The organism is Sphingomonas pseudosanguinis, assembly GCF_052056765.1.
GTDB lineage: Bacteria > Pseudomonadota > Alphaproteobacteria > Sphingomonadales > Sphingomonadaceae > Sphingomonas > Sphingomonas pseudosanguinis.
Window position 1 is genome coordinate 3,091,573 of the sequence record NZ_CP189888.1, and the last position, 20,948, is coordinate 3,112,520.

General features: G+C 67.1%; 22 protein-coding genes. 9 read left to right on the forward strand and 13 right to left on the reverse strand.

Annotation, left to right across the window (positions count from 1 at the left end; all coding sequences use genetic code 11):
* Positions 1–73: 73 nt before the first annotated feature.
* Positions 74–3,019, reverse strand: a complete 2,946-nt coding sequence (locus ACQHGV_RS14080; protein ID WP_440978671.1) for a TonB-dependent receptor domain-containing protein — start codon at positions 3,017–3,019, stop codon at positions 74–76.
* Positions 3,020–3,137: 118 nt separating this feature from the next.
* Between ACQHGV_RS14080 and ACQHGV_RS14085 the strand changes: the two genes are divergently transcribed.
* Positions 3,138–3,755, forward strand: coding sequence for a hypothetical protein (locus ACQHGV_RS14085; RefSeq protein WP_440978672.1), 618 nt, complete (start codon positions 3,138–3,140; stop codon positions 3,753–3,755).
* A gap of 10 nt (positions 3,756–3,765) precedes the next feature.
* Here the strand turns inward: ACQHGV_RS14085 and ACQHGV_RS14090 are convergent, their stop codons facing one another.
* The 3 genes from ACQHGV_RS14090 to xseA are packed head-to-tail and all read right to left on the reverse strand — an operon-like array spanning position 3,766 to position 6,244.
* Positions 3,766–4,611 (reverse strand): M23 family metallopeptidase, encoded by an 846-nt coding sequence (locus ACQHGV_RS14090; RefSeq protein ID WP_440978673.1) that lies wholly within the window; start codon positions 4,609–4,611, stop codon positions 3,766–3,768.
* Positions 4,608–4,808, reverse strand: coding sequence for a DUF2093 domain-containing protein (locus ACQHGV_RS14095; RefSeq protein ID WP_409788777.1), 201 nt, complete (start codon positions 4,806–4,808; stop codon positions 4,608–4,610). Before ACQHGV_RS14095 ends, ACQHGV_RS14090 begins: the two co-directional genes overlap by 4 nt.
* Positions 4,809–4,822: 14 nt before the next feature.
* The gene (gene xseA, locus ACQHGV_RS14100) at positions 4,823–6,244 is read right to left on the reverse strand and encodes an exodeoxyribonuclease VII large subunit (RefSeq protein ID WP_440978674.1); all 1,422 of its coding nucleotides are present in this window, start codon (positions 6,242–6,244) and stop codon (positions 4,823–4,825) included.
* On the opposite strand from xseA, the gene purD reads away from it, so the two are divergent.
* From purD to ACQHGV_RS14115, 3 genes are all read left to right on the forward strand, one after another.
* Positions 6,243–7,529, forward strand: a complete 1,287-nt coding sequence (gene purD, locus ACQHGV_RS14105) for a phosphoribosylamine--glycine ligase (RefSeq protein ID WP_440978675.1) — start codon at positions 6,243–6,245, stop codon at positions 7,527–7,529. The two genes, xseA and purD, sit on opposite strands and share 2 nt — an antisense overlap.
* Before the next feature lie 63 nt (positions 7,530–7,592).
* Positions 7,593–8,336, forward strand: coding sequence for a hypothetical protein (locus ACQHGV_RS14110; RefSeq protein ID WP_440978676.1), 744 nt, complete (start codon positions 7,593–7,595; stop codon positions 8,334–8,336).
* A gap of 37 nt (positions 8,337–8,373) precedes the next feature.
* Positions 8,374–8,934: a hydrolase gene (locus ACQHGV_RS14115; RefSeq protein ID WP_440978677.1), complete on the forward strand. Its 561-nt coding sequence runs from the start codon at positions 8,374–8,376 to the stop codon at positions 8,932–8,934.
* Here the strand turns inward: ACQHGV_RS14115 and ACQHGV_RS14120 are convergent.
* Together ACQHGV_RS14120 and ACQHGV_RS14125 are read right to left on the reverse strand one after the other, a co-directional pair.
* Complete coding sequence (locus ACQHGV_RS14120) at positions 8,931–9,401, reverse strand: hypothetical protein (protein ID WP_440978678.1); 471 nt, start codon at positions 9,399–9,401, stop codon at positions 8,931–8,933. The two genes, ACQHGV_RS14115 and ACQHGV_RS14120, sit on opposite strands and share 4 nt — an antisense overlap.
* 89 nt (positions 9,402–9,490) lie before the next feature.
* The gene (locus tag ACQHGV_RS14125) at positions 9,491–10,216 is read right to left on the reverse strand and encodes a hypothetical protein (RefSeq protein ID WP_440978679.1); all 726 of its coding nucleotides are present in this window, start codon (positions 10,214–10,216) and stop codon (positions 9,491–9,493) included.
* Between the two features lie 338 nt (positions 10,217–10,554).
* On the opposite strand from ACQHGV_RS14125, the gene ACQHGV_RS14130 reads away from it, so the two are divergent.
* Entirely contained in the window at positions 10,555–10,923 is a 369-nt protein-coding gene (locus tag ACQHGV_RS14130) for a hypothetical protein (RefSeq protein ID WP_440978680.1), read from the forward strand.
* On the opposite strand, the gene ACQHGV_RS14135 is transcribed toward ACQHGV_RS14130, so the two are convergent.
* Positions 10,910–12,211: a hemolysin family protein gene (locus tag ACQHGV_RS14135; RefSeq protein ID WP_183949807.1), complete on the reverse strand. Its 1,302-nt coding sequence runs from the start codon at positions 12,209–12,211 to the stop codon at positions 10,910–10,912. The genes ACQHGV_RS14130 and ACQHGV_RS14135 overlap by 14 nt on opposite strands.
* A gap of 141 nt (positions 12,212–12,352) precedes the next feature.
* Here ACQHGV_RS14135 and ACQHGV_RS14140 point away from each other — a divergent pair, with 141 nt between their 5' ends.
* Positions 12,353–13,030 (forward strand): OmpA family protein, encoded by a 678-nt coding sequence (locus ACQHGV_RS14140; RefSeq protein ID WP_183949805.1) that lies wholly within the window; start codon positions 12,353–12,355, stop codon positions 13,028–13,030.
* 175 nt (positions 13,031–13,205) lie between these two features.
* Positions 13,206–13,382, forward strand: a complete 177-nt coding sequence (locus tag ACQHGV_RS14145) for a hypothetical protein (protein ID WP_440978681.1) — start codon at positions 13,206–13,208, stop codon at positions 13,380–13,382.
* A gap of 205 nt (positions 13,383–13,587) precedes the next feature.
* Here the strand turns inward: ACQHGV_RS14145 and ACQHGV_RS14150 are convergent, their stop codons facing one another.
* Positions 13,588–14,037, reverse strand: a complete 450-nt coding sequence (locus ACQHGV_RS14150) for a nucleoside deaminase (protein WP_440978682.1) — start codon at positions 14,035–14,037, stop codon at positions 13,588–13,590.
* Positions 14,038–14,092: 55 nt separating this feature from the next.
* Entirely contained in the window at positions 14,093–14,305 is a 213-nt protein-coding gene (locus tag ACQHGV_RS14155) for a hypothetical protein (protein WP_440978683.1), read from the reverse strand.
* 163 nt (positions 14,306–14,468) lie between these two features.
* Here ACQHGV_RS14155 and rpmB point away from each other — a divergent pair, with 163 nt between their 5' ends.
* Positions 14,469–14,777 carry a 50S ribosomal protein L28 gene (rpmB, locus tag ACQHGV_RS14160; RefSeq protein ID WP_183949799.1) on the forward strand — a complete coding sequence of 103 codons (309 nt, stop codon included), beginning with the start codon at positions 14,469–14,471 and terminating at the stop codon, positions 14,775–14,777.
* Positions 14,778–15,022: 245 nt separating this feature from the next.
* On the opposite strand, the gene ACQHGV_RS14165 is transcribed toward rpmB, so the two are convergent.
* On the reverse strand, positions 15,023–16,021 hold the full coding sequence (locus tag ACQHGV_RS14165) for an esterase-like activity of phytase family protein (RefSeq protein ID WP_440978684.1): 999 nt from the start codon (positions 16,019–16,021) through the stop codon (positions 15,023–15,025).
* Between the two features lie 181 nt (positions 16,022–16,202).
* Here ACQHGV_RS14165 and ACQHGV_RS14170 point away from each other — a divergent pair, with 181 nt between their 5' ends.
* Positions 16,203–16,541: a glycine zipper 2TM domain-containing protein gene (locus ACQHGV_RS14170; RefSeq protein WP_183949795.1), complete on the forward strand. Its 339-nt coding sequence runs from the start codon at positions 16,203–16,205 to the stop codon at positions 16,539–16,541.
* A gap of 221 nt (positions 16,542–16,762) precedes the next feature.
* Here ACQHGV_RS14170 and phbB read toward each other — a convergent pair whose 3' ends face one another.
* From phbB to ACQHGV_RS14185, 3 genes are all read right to left on the reverse strand, one after another.
* Positions 16,763–17,485 (reverse strand): acetoacetyl-CoA reductase, encoded by a 723-nt coding sequence (gene phbB, locus ACQHGV_RS14175; RefSeq protein ID WP_183949793.1) that lies wholly within the window; start codon positions 17,483–17,485, stop codon positions 16,763–16,765.
* 84 nt (positions 17,486–17,569) lie between these two features.
* Positions 17,570–18,583, reverse strand: a complete 1,014-nt coding sequence (gene hemH, locus ACQHGV_RS14180) for a ferrochelatase (protein WP_440978685.1) — start codon at positions 18,581–18,583, stop codon at positions 17,570–17,572.
* Complete coding sequence (locus ACQHGV_RS14185) at positions 18,583–20,796, reverse strand: molybdopterin cofactor-binding domain-containing protein (protein WP_440978686.1); 2,214 nt, start codon at positions 20,794–20,796, stop codon at positions 18,583–18,585. The genes hemH and ACQHGV_RS14185 overlap by 1 nt, the downstream gene beginning before the upstream one ends.
* Positions 20,797–20,948: the final 152 nt, after the last annotated feature.

A 20,948-nucleotide genomic window follows, 5' to 3' on the forward strand; every position in this document is an offset into this window, starting at 1 on the left:
CCTCCTCCCATGAAAAAGGGCGGTCCAAGCCGGACCGCCCTTTCCCTTAGCGACGTCAGTCGCGAACGTCCGATCAGAAGTGGACGCGCGCACCCACGCGGAAGCCACGGCCCACCGCGTCATAGGTCGACGGATAGGTGTTGCCGCTGTTGTACGAGGTCGAACCGGCGTTCGAGCCGACAATCGGCGGCTGCTTGTCGAGCAGGTTGGTGACCAGGATCGTGAACTCGAAATTCTCGGCAGCGCGGATGCGCGTGCCCAGGTCGAGGTAGTTATAGGCCTTGATCCGGTTGAAGTTCCAGTTCTGGCCCGCGATCGGGGTGTTGCCCGTGATCGCACCTGAGAAGAGCGGGGTCAGGCCCGGCTCATAGCGGACGGTGTCGATATGGCGCCACAGCAGCGACAGGTCGACATCACCGAAGGTCAGCGTGGTGCGCTGGTTCCAGGCGAACTTCGGCTGGATGGTCAGGCAGTTGGCGCTATAATAGCCGACGCATTCGCGAACGACCGAGCTCGGCGAGGCCTGGAAGGTGTTGCTGTTCGTCCAAGTGCCCTGGAAGTTCAGGTTCAGCTTCGCAAAGCCCAGATCGCGGCGATAGTCGACACCAAGATCGATACCGTCGGTTGCAATCCGGCCGAGGTTGGTCAGCGGCTGCGGCAGACCCGCCACCGTTGCCGTCGAACCGCTCAAACGACCAGTGGCGGTCGAGCGGCGGATGCTGGTGCAGGCCGTCGACGTCGCCGAAGCCGCAGTGATGTTACCGAAGCAAGCGGCCAGAATGTCTGCCGGGGTGGCAGCGGTGATCGCCTGATTCACCTTGATATTAAAATAGTCGACGCTGATGGTCAGCCCTTCGACCAGCGTACGCGGAGTCAGGATCGCACCGACAGTGAAGGTGTCGGCGACTTCCGGACGGATGTTCGGGTTGCCGCCACCGGTGGCGTTCGGCTGCCCCGAAGCCGGGCTCAGGATCGAGCCGATCACCGCCGCCGGAGCTCCCTGTGCCACACAGATGGCGCGCAGATTGGCATTGGTGGTCGGTCCCGCACCCGCACATGGGTCGACAGTGAGGTTGACCAGATAGGTCGACACCGGATCGAACAGTTCGCTGACGTTGGGCGCGCGCACCGCGCGTTGGTAGTTGCCACGCAGCTTCAGGTCCGTGATCGGCTCCCAGCTGCCGCCCGCCTTCCAAGTCGTAGCGTTGAAGCTAGGGTTACCCGCCGCGTCGATCTTGTATCGCGACTGGCGGATACCGCCTTCGACGGTCAAGCTTTGGAAGAACGGCTTGTCCTCGACCAGCGGCGCGATTATTTCGCCGAAAAATTCGGTTACGTTGAAGCCGCCATTGACCGGCAGGACCGCACCGCCCGCGCCGCCCAGCTCACCGGGAACCAGTGCATAGGCGTCAGGGATACGCTGTGCACGATAGTCACGATACTCCGCACCCGCCGCAAAGCTGATCGGGGTTGACGCTGCAGGCGACGTGAAACCGAAGTCACCGCTCAGCAACGCATGCGCCTGGGACAGCTGAGTCTTGTTGGTGACGGTGCTCTGGCCGTTCAGGAACCCGGCCTGTGCGGCACTGATGCTACCAGCCTGACCGAACAGGTTGAGCGGGACGCAGCCATTGGCCGTGTTGAGGCAGCTCGTGGTGTTGGTGGCGTTCAGCGCCTGCTGCACGCGCGACTTCAGCACATAACCCGACTGGGTCTGAACGTTCTCGCTCTCGCCATACGAACCATAGACGTCGAGGACCAGCGACTTGGTCATGTTCAGACGGATACCGGCGGTGTAGTCGAACAGGGTCGTCTGATACTCGCTGATACGCGGGCCGACTTCGACCGTGCGACGATAGACTTCCGGCATCGGGATGGCGGCATTGGTGTTACAGGCCGTACCGAGGGCAATACCGGCGGCGCTGCAGAACTGATCACGAATACCGGCGGGCAGATATGGATTATTGCCCGGGACAGTCAGCGATTCGGCGAAGATGCCCGACGGCGCGATGATCGTCGACACGCGGTTCTTCGAAAACAGGCCACGGGTATAGAGCGTGACAGTATCCGACACGTCGTAATGGCCCGCACCATACATGTTGTAACGCTTAAACGGCGTGAAGAAGATGTTGTACGGGCTGAAGTTGAAGTCCTGATACGCCGGGACCAGGCTGGTATTGTTCGGATCGATCTGGAGCAGGGCCGACTGGCCCGCCAAGCCGAACGACGCCGGGACCGAGGTCGGCGAACCGCCAGCGGCGCGACCGGTGGTCGAGCTGATCGTGCTCGACGCATAGGGGCGATCGCCCTGATAGATCGGATCGGCTTCCTGATAGCCGACGCTGAACACCGCATTCCCACGGCCATCGTCGAAGTTCGCACCGATGGTCAGGTCCGCACGGAAATAGTTGCCGTCACCACGCTGCGAAATCTGCTGGCTGGCCGACGCGTCGACGCCCGCAAAGTCGGAACGGGTGACGAAGTTGACGACGCCCGACACCGCGTCCGCGCCGTACGTGGTCGACGCACCACCTGTCAGGACGTCCATGCGCTCGAGAAGCGCGAGCGGAATGTTGTTGAGGTCGGTCTGGCCAGCGAGGCCGGCAGTCGCGATGCGCTTGCCATCAAGCAGGACGAGGTTGCGGTTCGAACCCAGGTTGCGCAGGTTGACGAACGACGCGCCGCCATTGCCGTTGTTGACGGCGGTACCGATGCTGGGCACCGCGCCGGGCAGCTGACGCAGCACTTCTTCAGCGGTGTTGGTCTGACGCAGCGTCAGTTCCTCGCGACCCACGACCGCGACCGGGCTCGACGAAACGAGGTTCGGATTGCGGATCAGCGTGCCGGTGACGACGATATCACCCTGGCTGGTTTCGGTGGTGACGGGCGAGCCATCGGCATTGGTCTGTTCGACGGCCTGATCCTGCGCGATGACCTGAGCCTGGGCGGACGTGGCGACGAAACCTGCCCCCATCAGCAGCGTCGAGGCGAGCAGACGCACGCGAGCGTTTGTTTTCATAGAGTTAACCCCTTTTAGCCGGCCTTGTGACCTGACGTTTGCCACTCGAAAATATCCGAGCGTTGCCATTTCATTACAAACGGGGCCGCTCCGGGCGCAAACGTAAAGCGAGCCCCCTTTGACCGACATGATCATCTTTATGCATGATGTGACAAAAGGGTCACATAAAGGTCGGCAATGTTGCGCTACGGCAGAAGGAAAGGATCGAAATATGCCGAACCCATTAAAATCGTTACCCTTGGCCGCGCTACTGATACCCGCGGCCGTTTGCGCGCAAAACGGGAAGGATCGCTCCGGGGCGATCGACGACCTGATCGGCTGCCGCACGATCCGCGAAGCGGCGACGCGGCTGGCCTGTTTTGATCGCGCGGCGGAAAGCGCCTCAAACGCACGGGCATCGGGCGATCTGATGATCCTCGACCGAAAGACCGTGGTCGCGCGCAAACAGCAGCGTTTTGGCCTGATCACGCCGACCAGCGAGATGTTCGGCGGCGGCGACGCTGATGCATCGACCGAAGTCCGCCAACTGGACAGCAAGGTCATCACCGCCATGCCCGCTAAGGCCTATGGCCGGTTCGACATACAGCTGGCCAATGGATCGGTCTGGCAGACGATAGAGGCGTTGAATTTTCCGCCCAAGGCCGGCGCTGCCGTCACGATCAAGGAAGGGGCGTTCGGCAGCTATCGCCTGTCCGTCGAAGGTGGCCGCTCGGTCGGCGCCAAACGCATTCGCTAACGGCGTATCCTCACCCCATCGGCCCCGTCACCAGCAGCGGGTCGAGCTTGCGGCCGCGCCATTGCAGGCTCCAGTGGAGGTGGGGACCGGTGGCGCGGCCGGTGGCGCCGACGGCGCCGATCGGCTGGCCCTGGCGGACATGCTCGCCGGGGCGGACATCGATGCGCGACAGGTGCAGAAAGGCGCTGTTGAGGCCCTGGCCATGGTCGAGCATCAGCAGATGCCCCTCCAGCGTGAAGGGCTGGTCGGCGGCCAGGATCACCACGCCATCGGCCGGCGCGCGGACGATGGTGCCGGTGGCGGCGGCGATGTCGGTGCCCGAATGATAGCTGCCCGGCTCGCCGCGATAGATGCGTTGCGCGCCGAACAGGCCCGAAATGCGGCCCCTGACCGGCCATTGCAGCGGCTGGCGCCAGCCTTGCGCATCGGTCGTCTCGGCGCGGGCGGCGCGGATCTGCTCGAGCTCGGGCGGGCGCAGCCGCTGGAATTCGGGATCGGGGACGGGATATTTGGGCAGGCGGTCGAGCCGCTCGATCCGCCAGGCGCGCGGGGCGACGCTCAGGCTCTGACGCATCTGGCGGCCATCCGAGAGCGTTGCGACCAGCTCAGCCTGGGGGCCGGCATCCCGATCGAAGCCGATCAGGAACGCGGCCTCCGGCGTCAGCGGCACATCCTGTCCGTCGAGGGTCAGCGAGACGGTACCGGCCGACGCCTGCCCGCGGATCAACCCGCCCTGGCTAAGCTCTCCGGTCCAGCGGAACGCGGACTGGGGAGCAGCGCTCTGCGCGACCAGTACCGATGCCGGAGCCAGCCCCGCCGCCAGCAGCGCCAGCGCGAACCCGCGCCCGATCTTCATCGGGGGCCGAGCACCTGCGCGGTGGCGTGCGCGTCAGCATAGGCTTCCTGCCGCTCGGCGCTCCAATATTTCAGGTCCTCGAGCGCGATGCGCCGCCCGGTCACCGCGCAGACGACATGATCGCCCGGCGACAGGACGCGAAAGCCATTGGCCAGATAGTGGAGCCGCGCGGGGCGATCGGTGTTCGACATCAACATGGGTCTGCCTTGGATCAGAGGAGCGTGGGCTGGCTGGGCTGGGACGGATCGGCCTTCGGCTCCCGCTTGGGCTTGTCATAGGTTTTGGGTGCGGGGCGCTCAAGTCCGGCCTGATCTACCGCGACATCGACCGTGCCGTCGCGGAACCGCAAGGTGAGCGTGTCGGCCGCCCGCGCCGCCTCAGCCGAGGACAAGGTCTCGCCGCCCGGTCGCGCGGTGATCCGGGCATAGCCGCGCTCCAGGATGCGGTCGGGGTTGAGCGACTGGACCAGCCGCCAGGTCGCGGCGAGCCGGTCGCGGCCGCGCTCGACCTGCCGCTCCAGGATGGCGGGCCGCAGCGCCGCGCCCGCCCGGTCGAGGCCACCGCGCGCCAGCGTCACCCGCCGCTCCAGACCGCGATCAAGCCGCGCACCCGCTTCGTCGGCACGCTGGCGCTGGGGCCCGAGCAGTTGGTCGCGCTTGGGGAGGAGCCGCGCCATCGCATCGAGTCGTTCGCGTCCCCGCTCTACATAGCGGCGCGCGCAGCGTTCAGTGCGCTGGCGATGGCTGGCGACGGTCAGGCGCAGGTCGGCGAGCACCGGCACCGCGATCTCCGCCGCCGCCGTGGGGGTCGGTGCACGCAGATCGGCGGCATAGTCGCACAGCGTAGTGTCGGTCTCATGCCCGACCGCCGAGATGATCGGGATCGCGCAGTCCGCCACCGCGCGCACCACCACCTCTTCATTGAACGACCAGAGATCCTCGATCGAACCGCCACCGCGTGCGACGATGACCAGGTCGGGGCGCGGCACCGGGCCGCCGGGCGCAATCGCGTCGAAACCCCGGATCGCCGCGGCGACCTCGTCCGCCGAGCCGGCGCCCTGCACCTTGACCGGCCAGACGATGACATGGGTCGGGCAGCGATCCTCCAGCCGGTGGAGGATGTCGCGGATCACCGCGCCCGTGGGCGAGGTGACGACGCCAATCACCGGCGGCATGAAGGGCAGCAGCTTCTTGCGCTCACGGGCGAACAGTCCCTCGTCCGCCAGTTTCGCCTTCAGCTTCTCGAACAGCGCCATCAGCGCGCCCGCACCCGCCAGCTCCATCCGCTCGACGACGATCTGGTATTTGGAGCGGCCGGGGAAGGTGGTCAGGCGGCCGGTGGCGATCACCTCCACCCCGTCCTGCGGCTGGAAGGGCAACGTGTTCGCCGCCCCCTTCCACATCACCGCGTCGATGACGGCATTCTCGTCCTTCAGGCTCATATAGACATGGCCCGAGGTGGCGCGCTTATACCCGGAAATCTCGCCGCGCAGGCGGACATGGCCGAATTCGCCCTCGACCATCCGCTTCAGCTTCAGGCTGAGTTCGCCGACCGATAGCGCGAGCGCGTTGTCGCCGGCGATCTCCTCGGCTACCAGCCTTGCACTTTCGTCATAGGGATAAGGATCGGGCATGAACGTCCTGCTGCTGGGATCGGGCGGCCGCGAACACGCATTGGCGTGGAAGCTGGCACAGTCGAACGGGTTAGATACGCTCTACGCCGCGCCCGGCAACCCCGGTATCGCCGCCCATGCGACCTGTGTTGCGCTGAACGCGACCGATCACGCCGCCGTGGTGGCGTTCGTGAAGGACCACGCCATCGGCCTGGTCGTGGTCGGCCCCGAGGCACCGCTGGTCGATGGCCTGGCCGATTCGCTGCGTGCCGAGGGCGTACCGGTGTTCGGGCCGAGCAAGGCCGCAGCGCAGCTGGAGGGATCGAAGGGCTTCACCAAGGACCTGTGCCGCCGCGCCGACATCCCGACCGCCGGTTATGTCAGGGTGAACACGCTGGCGGAGGCGCGAGGAGCGCTCGCCAGCACCTTCGGCCTGCCGGTCGTCATCAAGGCCGATGGCCTGGCGGCGGGCAAGGGCGTGACCGTCGCCTTCACCAAGGCCGAGGCCGAAGCCGCGATCACCGACCTATTCTCGGTCCCCGGCGCCGAAGTCGTGATCGAGGAATTCCTGGAGGGCGAGGAAGCGAGCCTCTTCGTCCTGACCGATGGCGAGGCGCTCCTGCCCTTCGGCTCGGCGCAGGACCACAAGCGCGTCGGCGACGGCGATACCGGCCCCAATACCGGCGGCATGGGCGCCTATAGCCCCGCGCGTGTCCTGACGCCCGAGCTGGAAGCCCAGGCGATCGAGCGGATCGTGCGGCCGACCGTCGAACGCTTGCGCGCCGAGGGGACGCCGTTCTCGGGCGTGCTCTATGCCGGGCTGATGCTGACCGAGCAGGGGCCGAAGCTGATCGAATACAATGCCCGCTTCGGCGATCCCGAATGCCAGGTGCTGATGCTGCGTTTCCAGGGCGATCTGCTGGCGGTGATGCTGGCGGTGGCCGAAGGGCGGCTGGCCGAGCTACCCGCACCGGCTTTCTCGGACGATCCCGCGCTGACCGTCGTGATGGCGGCGGCGGGCTATCCCGGCACGCCCAAGGCGGGTGGGTCCATCGACGCGATCGACGCCGCCGAGGCGACCGGTGCGGTGGTGTTCCAGGCGGGCACCAAGATGCAGGGCGAACAGCTGGTCGCCAGCGGCGGCCGCGTGCTGGCCGTCACCGCCAGCGCCGCCACCGTGGGCGAGGCGCAGGCCGCCGCGTACCGCGCGGTCGATGCGATCCGCTTCCCCGATGGCTTCTGCCGCCGCGACATCGGCTGGCGCGAGGCCGCGCGCGAAGCGGACGCTACGGGAACCGCGCACTAGGCCTGTCGATTGGGCCCGTCGATCGGGCTCGCGATCGGGGCGATGGCACAATAGGGTAAAGCGATGAACGATACGACAGCAGCACCGGCTGAAAGCCTGATCCCCGATGGCGTGGCCGCCATCACGACCATCCATTTCGTTTTCATCGGGCTGGTCGCGATCGCGGCGATCGCGGTCATCCTGATCGGTATGCGCCTGAAGCGCCGCCGGACCCATGCCGCGCGCCAGGTCGACCGGAATGCGAAGGAAGCGGGCGTGAACCTGCGCCAGCCCGACCGCGCGCCGCTGGACGAGGCCGAACTGACGCAGCCTAAGGCTGCCCAGCCGAGCCCGACGCCTGCGCCGGCCCCTGCCCCTGCCCCCGCTCCCGCCCCCGAACCGACCGTCGCGCCGACACCCGCACCGGTGCCGGCCGCGCCGCCGGTCATGCCGGCCCCCGCCGTCCCCGAAGAACCGGCGGTCACCAGCGATCCGCTGCACGACGAACCCGTCGCCGCCGCCGCGCCGATGGACGCCAGCCCCGCCGCCGAGGCCGCACCGCAGCCCGCCGCCGAGGATGTGCGGCCCCAGGATCAGCCCATCACCCTGCTAAAGGGTCTCGGTCCCAAGCTGACCCAGAAGCTGGCCGAACACGGCATCACCACGGTCGGCGACATGGCGGGACTGAGCGAGGCGCAGGCGCAGGCGCTCGACGCGCAGCTCGGCCCGTTTTCGGGCCGCATGGCGCGCGACCGCTGGCTGGAGCAGGCAAGGCTGCTGGCGGCCGGCGATCGCAAGGGCTTCGAGGCGGTGTTCGGACGCCTCTGATCACGGAACGGCGCGGCGGGGACGCCGTTGAGCGGGCATGACCATGCTCGATCCCCGCACCACTGCCCTGATCCTCATCGACCTGCAACAGGGCATCGTCCCGCATGCCGGCGGCCCGCGCTCCGGCGACATGGTGGTGAAGACGGCCAAGGTGCTGGCGCAGCGTTTCCGCGACGCCGATGCGCCCGTCATCCTCGTCCATGTCGGCTTCACGCCCGAGACGATGCCCAGTCAGAATGTCGACCGGCCCAGCCTGCCGGCGGGCGGCACCCCGCCCGAATTCAGCGAGTTCGTCCCCGACCTGCGCCAGCCCGGCGACATCGTGGTGCGCAAGCATCACTGGGGCGCCTTCACCGGCACCGATCTCGACCTGCAACTGCGGCGGCGTGGCGTGCGCACCGTGGTGATCGCGGGCATCTCGACCAATATGGGCGTCGAATCGACCGCGCGTTCGGCGTGGGAGCTGTCCTATGACGTGGTCATCGCCGAGGATGCGTGCTCATCGCGGTCGAGCGAACTCCATGCTTTTGCGGTTCAGAACATCCTCCCGCACATCGCGCGCGTCGTGGCATCGGGGGATATTCAGCTGGAGGCCTAACCGCCTTTCGGGCGGCAGCCTGCCAAATCGAAGAACTGTCGGGCGACGAAGACGTGATCCTGCGACCCTGCCGAATCGGGAAACAGCATGTGCGCCGGTGCCGGCTCGCCCCGGTTCGGTACGCCGTTCAGAATGTGATAGGCGGCATCCGTCCCGATATAGTGCCGGTCGCCAAAGGGCCGGGGGCCGCCGTCCGGGTCGGGCGGATGCCATCCCTTGGCGGTCACATCCCCGGTCGACGCGACATTTTGCAGGCCATCGCTGCCGCCATTCCAGGGGAGCCACCAGAAGGTCCTGCCCGACGCCGTGTGATGCACCCCCAGCGCCAGACCGCTCGGCCAGTCCGGGTCCCTGGCGACCGATCGGAAATCGGCGGTCACATCAGGATGATCGCGCAGGATATAATGCGCGCGCTCGACCGGACAGGACGTCAGCGCTGCGGCGGCCAGTGCAAGCAGATCGAACATCGTGCGCCTCCCCCTGAATCGAACCGATCGGGCTTATGCCATCATGATGGCAAGCCCGTTTCACCACTCGACCATTTTTACCACCCGCGTCATGGCTTGGGCGAGACGGCGGTCTGTGTCTTTGCCTCCGCCGCCACCTCGTCGGCCAGCGCCTGCCGGCGTTTGTCCTGCTCCGCCAGCGAGGGCACGCGCAATGCCTGACGCAGCGCGTCGGACACCAGCGCCTTGTCATAGGGCTCCTGCGTCACCGCGCCACCGCGCGGGATGCTATATTGCGTGCCCAGCACCTGCGGCTTGCCGATCGACTGAAGATAGCGGTCGAGCGTCGCCGAGGCGATCCACACCGCTTTCGGCTTGCCCCGCGCCGCCGCGATCATCGCCAGCAGATGCGCCTTCAGATAGTCGCCCGGCCCATCGCCATGCTGGAACAGAAAGGCGGCGTGGTAAAAGTCATCGCCGCTGTGCAGAGCGCCGGCATCGAGCAGTTCCTGCGTCCGCGCCTTACGCTTTGCATCGGCCGGGCCGACCACCGACCAGTCGATGTTCGGTCGTCGCCGATCGTCCTGATCCGCCTTGAAGATGGCCGACATCTCGGCGTTGGTGGGATAGTCCATTTTCTGCCGATAGATGCCCCCCGCCGTCCAGGGACCCAGCGCATCCTTCCCGGGCACGGCGCGGCCGAGAAGAAAGGGTTCGAACGCAACCCCCTGATACATGGCCGAGACCTGCCCATCGGCCAGACAGTGTAGACGAAAGATATCCGGGGTCGCGCCCGGCCGGGGATCATCGAACGTCAGTTCCAGATCGTCACCCACCGGCTGTACCTTGATCGCGGTGCGGCGGATGACCGGCCCCGTGACGTTCGTGAAGTTTTCCTTATCAAAGTCAAAATCTTGCGGCCGATCCCATGTCGCCTTCAACCCTTGGGGTGAAGCGTGGACACCGAACCGGAAGAGAGATGTATCACCCGCCTTGAATATCCAGTCACCATCCGCACAGGGCACGGCAGAAACAGATAGGGCGGCAACCAGAAATGGCAGGATCATCGACATGGTCACATCCTGTCAGCATTTCCATGCACCAACAATGGTCAATATAGCGCCCTGCTTCGATCCGCATTGCCGATGGTTCGACTCACTGATAGCTTTCCGTCATGATGCTCTGGTCGACCGACACCGTGCCTTCGATCTTGGCGATGGCCGGTATGGCTTTGCCTGCGCCACCATCCAGCAAAAACGTCGAAGCATCCCTGCCGATCACGATGGCGCACACGCCGCCCGACATCTGTATGATGACGGTTGCGGGTCAGCTCTTCACTTTGCCCAAAGACGATGTCGCTGCGGTGGCGACGTTACGGGAAGCCCGTCGAAGCTGGGTATCGGCTGCGATCGGCAGCGAGGCCGACATCCCTTATCGCTGTACCGCTGCGGTGATCTTCGTCGTCAACCAGGCGGATTTTCAGCGGATCGACTTCGTGGCGCTGCCGCCACTGCCGAAGCCGAAAGCCCCTAAACCTCGCTGACCAGCAGCTTGTCGATCCGCCGGCCGTCCAGATCGACCACCTCGAAGCGCCAGCCCTGTTCGACGAAGCTCTCGCCCTCGGCCGGCAGGTGGCGGAACACCGCCAGCGCCAGGCCGGCGACGGTCGCGTAATCGCGGTCATCGGGCAGGTCGATGCCCAGCCGGTCGGCCAGCGCGTCCGCCGCCATGGTGCCGGCGACCAGCAGAGAGCCGTCGTCGCGCTCCACCACCGAGGGCGCGTCGCCCGGATCGGCGTCTGAGGCGAACTCGCCCGCGATCGCCGCGAGCAGATCGGACGGGGTCACGATTCCTTCGAAATGGCCGTACTCGTCATGGATCAGCGCCATCGGCACCTCGGCCTGACGCAGCGCCAGCAGCACGTCCATCGCGTCGATCCGGTCGATCACCACCGGCGCCTTGCGCATCAGCGTCTTGAGGTCGAGCGGATCGCCCCGGAACAGCGCCATGGCGATGTCGCGTGCCTGGACCACGCCGACCACCGCGTCGATCGACCCTTCGCCCACCGGCAGGCGGGTGCGCGGGCTTTCGAGCAGCTTGGCGCGAATCGCCTCGTCGTCCAGCGTGCAGTCGAGCCAGTCGATCTCGGTGCGCGGCGTCATCACCTCGCGCACCGGCCGGTCGGCGAGGCGCACCACGCCCGAGATGATCGAGCGCTCATGCTCCTCGATCACGCCGGACTTGGACGCCTCGGCGACGATCAGGTGCAGCTCCTCGGCAGTCACCTGATCCTCATTGTCGCGGTTCAGGCCCAGCAGCTTGAAGATGATGCCGCTGGTCGAATCGAGCACCCAGACGATCGGCGCGGTCCCCACCGCCAGCCAGCGCATGGGCAGCGCGACGAAGGCGGCGATCGGCTCGGGCTTGCGCAGCGCGAACTGCTTCGGGACCAATTCGCCCAGGATCAGCGAGGCATAGGTGGTCAGGCCGATCACCAGCGCGAAGCCCAAGGTCGCGGCGGTCGCGGGCGCGATGCCCAGCGCCTGCAACCGCGCCGCCGTCGGCGTGCCGAGACTCGCGCCCGAATAGGCGCCGGCGATGATGCCGGTCAGGGTGATGCCGATCTGGACCGTCGACAGGAACTTGCCCGGATCGGCGGCCAACGTCAGCGCGGCCTGCGCGCCCTTGCTCCCGCCCCGAGCCATCCCCTCCAGCCGGGCGCGACGAGCGGAGACGATCGCCAGTTCGCTCATCGCAAAGGCCCCGTTCAACGCGACGAGCGCGAGGATGATGAGGACGTCGATCCAGGGAAAGGGGGGCAGCGTGGCCATCGGTGTGGAGTGCTCATAGCGGGCCGGACAAGCCTTCGACAACTCCTGTCGTCATCTTCCGTTCAGATCGCTTGCGGAACAAGCGCCACCGGGTTCGCGTTTCGGGGGAAGAGACGCGACACATTAACAAGGGTTATGCGCATGAAGACGTCCGCAAAGTTCCTGACCATGGCCGCGCTGTCGGCGCTGGTCGCCACCTCGGCGTGCACCACCGATCCGGAAACCGGCCAGCAGCGCCTGTCTAAGGCGGCGATCGGCGGCCTGGGCGGCGCGGTCGGCGGCTATCTGCTCGGCGATCTGGTCGGCGGCCGGCGCGACCGGACCGAGAAGATCCTGGGCGCCGGCATTGGCGGCCTCGCCGGCGCCGGCATCGGCGCGTATATGGACAAGCAGGAGCGCGACCTGCGCGCCCGCACCGCCGGCACCGATGTCCAGGTGGTCCGCCAGGGCGACGACCTGTTGCTGAACCTGCCGTCGGGCATCACCTTCGGCTATGATTCGTCGACGGTGCAGCCGCAGTTCCGCCAGACGCTGGATCAGGTCGCCGACATCCTGTCGCAGTATCGCCAGACCTATATCGATGTGTACGGCCACACCGATTCGACGGGCAGCGACAGCTATAACCAGGCGCTGTCCGAGCGCCGCGCGGTGGCGGTCGCCGACTATCTCGCCTCGCGCGGGGTGCAGCCGGCCCGCATCGGCACGCGCGGCTTCGGCAAGTCGCAGCCGGTCGCGTCGAACGACACCGATGCCGGCCGCGCCGCCAACCGCCGCGTCGAGATCAAGATCGTACCGATCCGCGAGGGTGATCTGCGCTAAGCGCGCGCATTGCATGGGAAGAAAAGGGCTCGGGCGGGATGCCGTCCGGGCCCTTTTTCATGTCTTCATCGCGCCGTCATGCGTCCGTCACGTCGGCCGGCGTTCAACAGGCACGCATCCGTCCCAACGAGGAACGCGAATCACAATGACAAAAAGATTGGACGGACAGTCTCACATGGCCTTGTGGATCGGCGCGTTGCTGACGGGTGGGCTGACCTATTCCGCACTTCTGATCCTGAATGCCTGGAACATCGCACCCCATTCGTCCTTCCGCGGGGCCATTGTGGGTGGCGCAAGCGGCGTGGTCGCCATGCTCCTGGTCCGCTTCTTCCATGACCGAAAGCGGCGTTAGCGCCCGCTGACATTCACGCTATTCCTCCCCTTGCAGAGCGTCGTTGCGGAATTGGCGTTTTGCGGCGATCCCCTGCAAGGGGAGGTGGCAGGCCGCAAGGCTGATGGAGTGGTGTCTCTCCGTGGGAGAGGTCAGGTTCCTCGCGCCCCCTTGCAGCGGAGGAATGAGGGCGGCTTGATCGGAATGTCGATGCGACCGGGATCGCTCAGCGACGCGCCGTAAAGAAATCGCGGAGCAGACCGGCCGCCTCCCCCTCGCCCATCCCGCTATAAATCTCGGGCCGGTGATGGCAGGTCGGCTGGGCGAAGAAGCGCGGGCCATGTTCCACCGCGCCGCCCTTGGGATCGCTGGCCGCATAATAGAGCCGTGCGATTCGGGCATGCGCGATGGCCCCGGCGCACATCGCGCAGGGCTCCAGCGTCACCCACAGATCGCAATCCTCCAGTCGGTCGCGGCCCAGCCAAGCGGCGGCGGCGCGAATCGCCTGGATTTCGGCATGGGCGGTGGGGTCGTGCAGACGGCGGGGCGCATTCGCCCCGGTGGCGATGACCTCGCCCTGTCGCATGACCACCGCGCCGACCGGCACTTCCCCCGCCTGTCCCGCTTCACGAGCGGCATCGAGCGCGAGGCGCATCGGATCGGGCAGCGGGAACATCACATCCCCCTGCCCCGCGTGATGCGCGCGGGCAAGGGTGTGCGAGGCTCCGTGGTTATTGCGTGTTCTCGGTGGGCTTCTGAACCGAGACGGTAGGCACTTCGACCGTCTTCTGGGTGGTGCCGACCGACACTTTGGGCCCTTCGGCGCGGAAGGTCGGCGCCTGGACAACGGCGGGGCGGGTCTGGTCGATGCTGATCCAGCCCATCGCCATGGCGCCGGCGGCCAGCAGCAGGACGATGCCGATGAGGACGAGAAAGGCGCGCATGGGTCTGGCTCCATCAGGTTCGTTGCCGTAACAACGCCTCGTCCCGGGGGCGGTTGCACGGCCCATCGTGCATGGCCGATCACAGGGAATCGGTTGACGTGGACGCCGGTCCGGGTTATCCGCGCGGCCTTTCCGGGCATTGCCTGAAACCAGGATAACGATCATGTCGCGCATTTGCGAGCTGACCGGCAAGGGCCGGCAGGTGGGTAACAACGTTTCCCACGCCAACAACAAGACCAAGCGTACGTTCCTGCCGAACCTGCAGAACGTCACGCTGATTTCCGATTCGCTCGAAAAGAGCGTGCGTCTTCGCGTGTCGACCCACGGCCTGCGCTCGGTCGAGCACAATGGCGGCCTGGACAACTGGCTCGTGAAGACCTCGGACGACCAGCTTTCGCTGCGCGCCCGTCGCCTGAAGCGCGACGTCGTGAAGAAGCTGGCCGGCGCCAAGACCGAAGCCGCCGCCGCGTAATTTCGCGCCGCGTGCCTGAGGTTTCGAAACCCGCCGCTCTCCGGAGCGGCGGGTTTTCGTTGTTTGCGGATTTTCGTGGCTGCGTGACGTACGTGGCCTTCGACTTCGCTCAGGCTGAACGGGCGTTGGAATAATGGCTACAACCCCTCACACCGTTCAGCCTGAGCCCTTCGGCTGGCTGGCAAGCCAGCCGCTCAGGATAAATTTCGGCGCACGGCGCCGAAGTCGAAGGCCATGCCCCAAACCTACGCCTCCAACCGGAATTTCAGCAGGTAACTCCGCTCCAGCACCGTCTGGTTGTCGTCCGATACCAGCCACAACATGGTCGCGCCGTCCTCCTGCGTGACCGCCACGCCCTCGAAATTGTCGTGGATCAGCGGCGTATCCAACTCCGCCAGCAGCCGCCCCTTCGCCAACCGCCCCGGTGCGATTTCATCCGCCGGCACCAGCATGATCCGATTCGAAAAGCGGAACGGCAGGCGGAATCGCCGCTCGATGACGATCAGCGATCCGTCGGGCAGCGCGGCGGCATCGGCGACGTCATGGTCGGATGACACCTGATAGAGGAAGCGGCGCGGGCGAAAGCGCAAAGGGTCACCCGCGAAGATCAGCCCCTGTCGCGTCAACGCCCTGGCGACCTTCAACCCTCGCCGTTCGGCCTTGGTCGCGGTCGCTTCCTCGGAAATGGTGACGAATCGGCCATCGGGCATCCGCGCCAGCGATTCGGCCCCGCCATTGCGCGGCCAGCCCGCCATGGCGCGCGGCGCGACATAGCCCTCGGCGCGCGTGAAGTCGGGCGCATAGCGCCAGATCTGGTTATAGCGTTCGAACCCGACCCACAGCGCGCCGGTCCGCGGATCGCGGGCGAGCGATTCGCTGTCGCGGTCCTGCTTCTGCCAGCCGATGCTCGGCCCCGCCGGCAGATTGCCGAAGCGCAGCGCATGCGGTCGCCAGTCCCGCCCCATGCGGAACTGCACGACATTGCCGCCATCGCTCAGCAGGGTGAACCGGTCCCCCGTCACCACCAGCGAAGAGAAGCCGCCAAAGGCCGGGTCGCGGCTATGCAGGCTGACGCCCCCCAGATAGGTCAGCGCGCCCAGCCGCCGCCGCGCCGGATCGCGGGGATCGAGCGTGACCGGCCGCGCCTCCATCTGCGGCACGCGGCCCAGTAGGCCCAGCCGCTGTTCGCCCGACCATCCGGGCACGAAGGCCAGCAGCAACAGACAGGACAGAAGCACGCGCATGCCGCCTCATACGCGCTGCGCCGCAACAGGACAGCCGCCATTTCCCGACCATCCGTCCCGCCGGCCTTTGCATGAACGGCGGATAACGGCGGCATTCAGGAAACGCTCAACGCGAATCGCCCAAAAGCGGGTCAACGGCGGACGGGACCGTCGATCGAAACACAGTATCGGGAGTGACACCATGATGAAGACCCTGACCCTGGCGGCGACCACGCTGGCGATGATCGGCGGCGCTGTTCTGCCCGCGACCGCTGCGGATGCGCATCGCTATCGCCGGTCCTATCATGCCGACCGGTACAACCGGGGTTACAGCGATGGCGCCCGCGCCGAGTATCAGGCGAGCAAGTGCCGCCGCTCGGGCACCACGGGCACCATCGTCGGCGCGGTCGCGGGCGGTCTGCTGGGTCGCACCATCGACACCGATGGCGATCGCACGCTGGGCACGCTGATCGGCGGTGCGGGCGGCGCGCTGGCTGGCCGGGCGATCGAGCGGTCGGGCCGTCCGGGCTATTGCCGCTAAATAGTTAGGGCGGGCGGAGCCTGTACCTGCCCCACCGCCCCAGTTTTCTCGCGTAGCGTATCGAGAACGGAACGCCGGTCTCCCATGGGAGGCCGGCGTTCTTGCTTATGTCCTATCCCTCCCCACGAGACGATTTTGCAAAACCTCCGTTCATCCTGAGCGGCTGGCTTGCCAGCCAGCCGAAGGGCTCGGCACGAACGGCTTGGGGAATGGAATCCGCCTCAATACATATGCTGGCCGCCGTTGATCGACAGGGTCGAGCCGGTGACGAAACCCGCCTCGTCCGAGCACAGGAAGGCGACGCCGCGCGCGATCTCGTGCGCCTGGCCCAGACGGCCGACGGGAATCTTAGCGACGATCTTTTCCAGCACGTCGGCGGGGACGGCGGCGACCATGTCGGTGTCGATATAGCCCGGCGCGATCGCGTTGACGGTCACGCCGACACGCGCGCCCTCCTGCGCCAGCGCCTTGGTGAAGCCATGGATGCCCGACTTGGCGGCGGCATAGTTGACCTGGCCGTACTGGCCCGCCTGGCCGTTGATCGAGCCGATATTGACGATCCGCCCCCACTTACGCTCGCGCATGCCGGGGAACACCGCCTTGGCCATGTTGAAGCAACCGCCGAGGTTGGTGTCCATGACCTCCTTCCACATCTGATAGGTCATTTTCAGCAGCGTGCCGTCGCGGGTGATGCCCGCATTGTTGACGACGATGTCGACCGGCCCCAGTTCCTCGGCGACCTGCGCGACGCCCGCCTGGACCGCGTCATAATCGGCCACGTCCCACTTATACGCCTTGATCCCGGTGCGCTCCGAGAATTCGCGCGCACGCTCGTCATTACCGGCATAATTGGCCGCGACGGTGACGCCGGCGTCCTTCAAGGCCAGGCTGATCGCCTCGCCAATACCGCGCGTACCACCCGTCACGATTGCAACCCGAGCCATCAAACCTCTCCCATTTGAGATTGTGGCTTAAAAGGGGCAGCGATTCTCCGCAATGGCGAAGACCGGGTGCAATGTAATATTACGCTACGGCAACCAGCCCTGAAGCTCGCGTTCGATCAAACCGCGCAGCATGTTTATCCCGATATCGGTATCGTTCAGGCAGGGCAGATAGGCGAAATGGGTGCCGCCCGCGCCCTCGAAGCTTTCGCGCCCGCGAATCGCCAGTTCCTCCAGCGTCTCGATGCAATCGGCGGAGAAGCCGGGGGCCAGGATCGCCACCTTCCTGATGCCCCGCCCCGGCAGCGCCTCCAGCACCGTGTCGGTCGCCGGCTCCAGCCATTTGGCGCGGCCGAAGCGCGACTGGAACGCGACCAGCAGTTCGCGACCGCCCAGCGTGTCCTTCATCGCCTCGGCCAGCAACCGCGCGGTCTTGCGGCAATGGCAGTGATAGGGATCACCCAGCTCCAGCGTTCGCTGCGGCATGCCGTGGAAGCTGGCCAGAATCGCCTCCGGCTCGAAATCGAGCGTGGCGAGCTGCGCCTCGACCTGCGTCTTCAGTGCATCGATATAGAGCGCGTCGTCATAATAAGGCGGCAGGGTGCGGATCGCCGGCTGCCAGCGCATCGTGGCGAGGTGCGCGAACGCCTTATCATTGGCGGTCGCGGTCGTCGCCGCGCAATATTGCGGATAGAGCGGGGCCAGCAGGATGCGCTCGCACCCGGCATCCTTCATCGCCTGCACCTGCTCGGCAATGGCGGGACGGCCATAGCGCATCGCCCAGTCGACCATCACCCCCGGCCCGAACGCGTCCTTCAGCGCCACCGCCTGTGCGCGGGTGATCGCGGCCAGCGGCGAGCCGTCGTCGCGCCATACCAGTGAATAGGCATGCGCCGACTTTTTCGGCCGGGTGTTCAGGATGATGCCGCGCAGGATCGGCTGCCAGAGGAGCGCAGGGATTTCGATCACCCGGCGATCCGACAAGAATTCGCGCAAGTACCGCTTCACCGCGCGCGGCTCGGGCGCCTCGGGCGTGCCGAGGTTCATCAGGAGCACGCCGATCTTCGGACGCGGGACGGGCGGATGATCGGGGGGCAGCATCAGGCGGGAAACTCCATCGGCAGGCTTCGTATCCGTGAAGCACCGCCCAAAGTGGCAAGCGCATTGGCGATGGCGGGGGCGACCGGCGGGACGGCGAGTTCGGAGACACCCCCCGGCGCCTCGTCCGAGGCGATCAGCTCGACGGTGATGTCGGGCATGTCGGCCAGGCGCGGCAGGTTCAGTGCCGCCAGCCGGTCGGCCTGCGGCTGCCCCCGCGCGAAGCCGGTCGCGGCGCCCAGCAGATTGGCGAGGCCGAAGACCAGCCCGCCCTCGATCTGCTGGCGCACGATATCCGGATGGACGATCCGCCCGCAATCGACCGCCGCGACCAGCCGGTCGACGACCGGGCGACCGGCGGCATCGCGGTGCGCCTCGGCCATGACCGCGATATGGCTGTCGCGAAACCGGTGCGCGGCCAGCCCCTGCCCGCTGCCCGCGCCGCCGCCTTCCCATCCGCCCAGCGAAGCGGCGGTCGACAGGCATTGCGCCAGCCGTGGCGTATCGCGCAGCAGCCCCAGCCGCCAGTTGAGCCGATCGGCCACCGATCGCGCCGCGAGTTCGTCGATGAAGGATTCGGTGAAGAAGCAGTTCGCGACATGCGCGCCGCCACGCACATGCCCGGTCGGCAAGGACAGGTCGGCCGGGTGATGATGGACCGCCAGCGCGGGCAAGGCATAGGCCGGCACCGCGCCGCCCATCGCATAGGCATCGCCATGCCGCTGCCCCGCCATGCCGAATCGGGTCAGGCCACCGGGCATCAGTCGCTCGGCCAGGCCTGCGCCGGTAGAGGGGGTCGCGATCCGGCTGCGCCAACCCGTGATCCGGCCCTTGTCCAGCCGCGCGGTCATCCGGGCGAGCGCGGGCGCGCGGAAGGCGTCGCGGCGCAGATCGTCGGCGCGCGACCATTGCAGATTGACCGGGCGCTTCAGCCTGGCGGCGATCGTGGCGGCCTGCGCGACCGCCTCCGTCTCCAGCCCGATGCCGAAGCCGCCGCCGATCGGCATGGGATGGACGACCACCCGGTCCACCGCGATCCCCGCCGCCTGCGCCGCGACCGCGCGGGCGCGCACCGGCGCCTGGGTCGGCACCCACAGCTCCAGCCCATCGTCCCGCCACGCCGCCACCGCCGCGCGCGGCTCGATCGCGGCGTGCACCCCGACGCCGACGCGGTAGCTGGCGGACACCAGCCCGTCGCCCTCCAGCGCGCCCGCGACATCGCCGCGCGACGTGACCAGCCACCCCTCCTCGGCCAGCGCCCGTTCCAGCGCCTGCGCGATCCCTGCATTGGTCAGGCGGGGACCATCGGTGACCGCCCGGGGGTGAAGCGCGTCCAGCCCCTTTTGCGCGATCCACCAGCTGGCGGCGGCGACCGCGACCCATTCGTCGCCCTCGATCACATCGACGACGCCGGTGACCTTCATCGCCGCGTCGCGATCGATCCGCAGCCCGCGCATGTGCCCCAACGGCGCATGGCGAAGCGCGACATGCACCATGTCGGGCAGGCGGATGTCGGCGGTGAAATTGGCCGAGCCATCGACCTTGGCCGGCGAATCGAGCCGGGGCACATCCTTGCCCGCCAGCTTGCCAGCGCCGCCGCTGCCCAGCGGCAAAGGCTGCGGCACCGTCTCGCCCGCCGCCGCCTCGGCCAGTTCGGCGAAGCGCAGGCGGCGATCGCCCACGACGATGAATCCGTCCCTGGCCTCGCACAGCGTCCAGTCCACGCCCCAGCGGCGCGCGGCGGCCTGCGCCATCAGCGCGCGCGCGGTCGCCGCCGCCGCGCGGGCCGGTTCCTCGAACATGCGCAGCGAGGACGATCCGGCGGTCAACATCACCATGTCGCGCCGCAACCATTCATCGCGCATCGCCGCCGGCAACCGGCCGAACGCGCCCTCGAATAGCGAATCGACCGCGACCGGATTGGCGTAGAGCGGGCTGAGCGGCGCCGTCTCGACCGCGACGGTGCGCCAGTCGGCCCCCAATTCGTCGGCGACGACCTGCGCCAGCGTGGTGGCGATCCCCTGCCCATGTTCGGCCTGCGGCACCGCGACGGTGACGATACCGTCGCGCCCGATCTTCAGCCAGGCGCCGAACGCCTGCTGGCCGGGTTCGGTCGCCAGATTGGGGGCATAGGCGCGCGGCCACAGCCCCCAGGCGACGACCAACCCGGCCCCCACGCCCCCACCGACCAAGATGTTGCGCCTGCTCAACTCCATCGCGGCGGAGCCTTACCGGACAAGGGCGGGCAGGCAAGCGCGGGGTTTCTCTGTCTCAGAGCGAAGGAGTCGATTGTTCGCGCGGAGACGCGAAGACGCGAAGGCTTTTTGCGCGCAGAGGCGCGGAGGACGCAGAGGGGGACCGGCGGCGC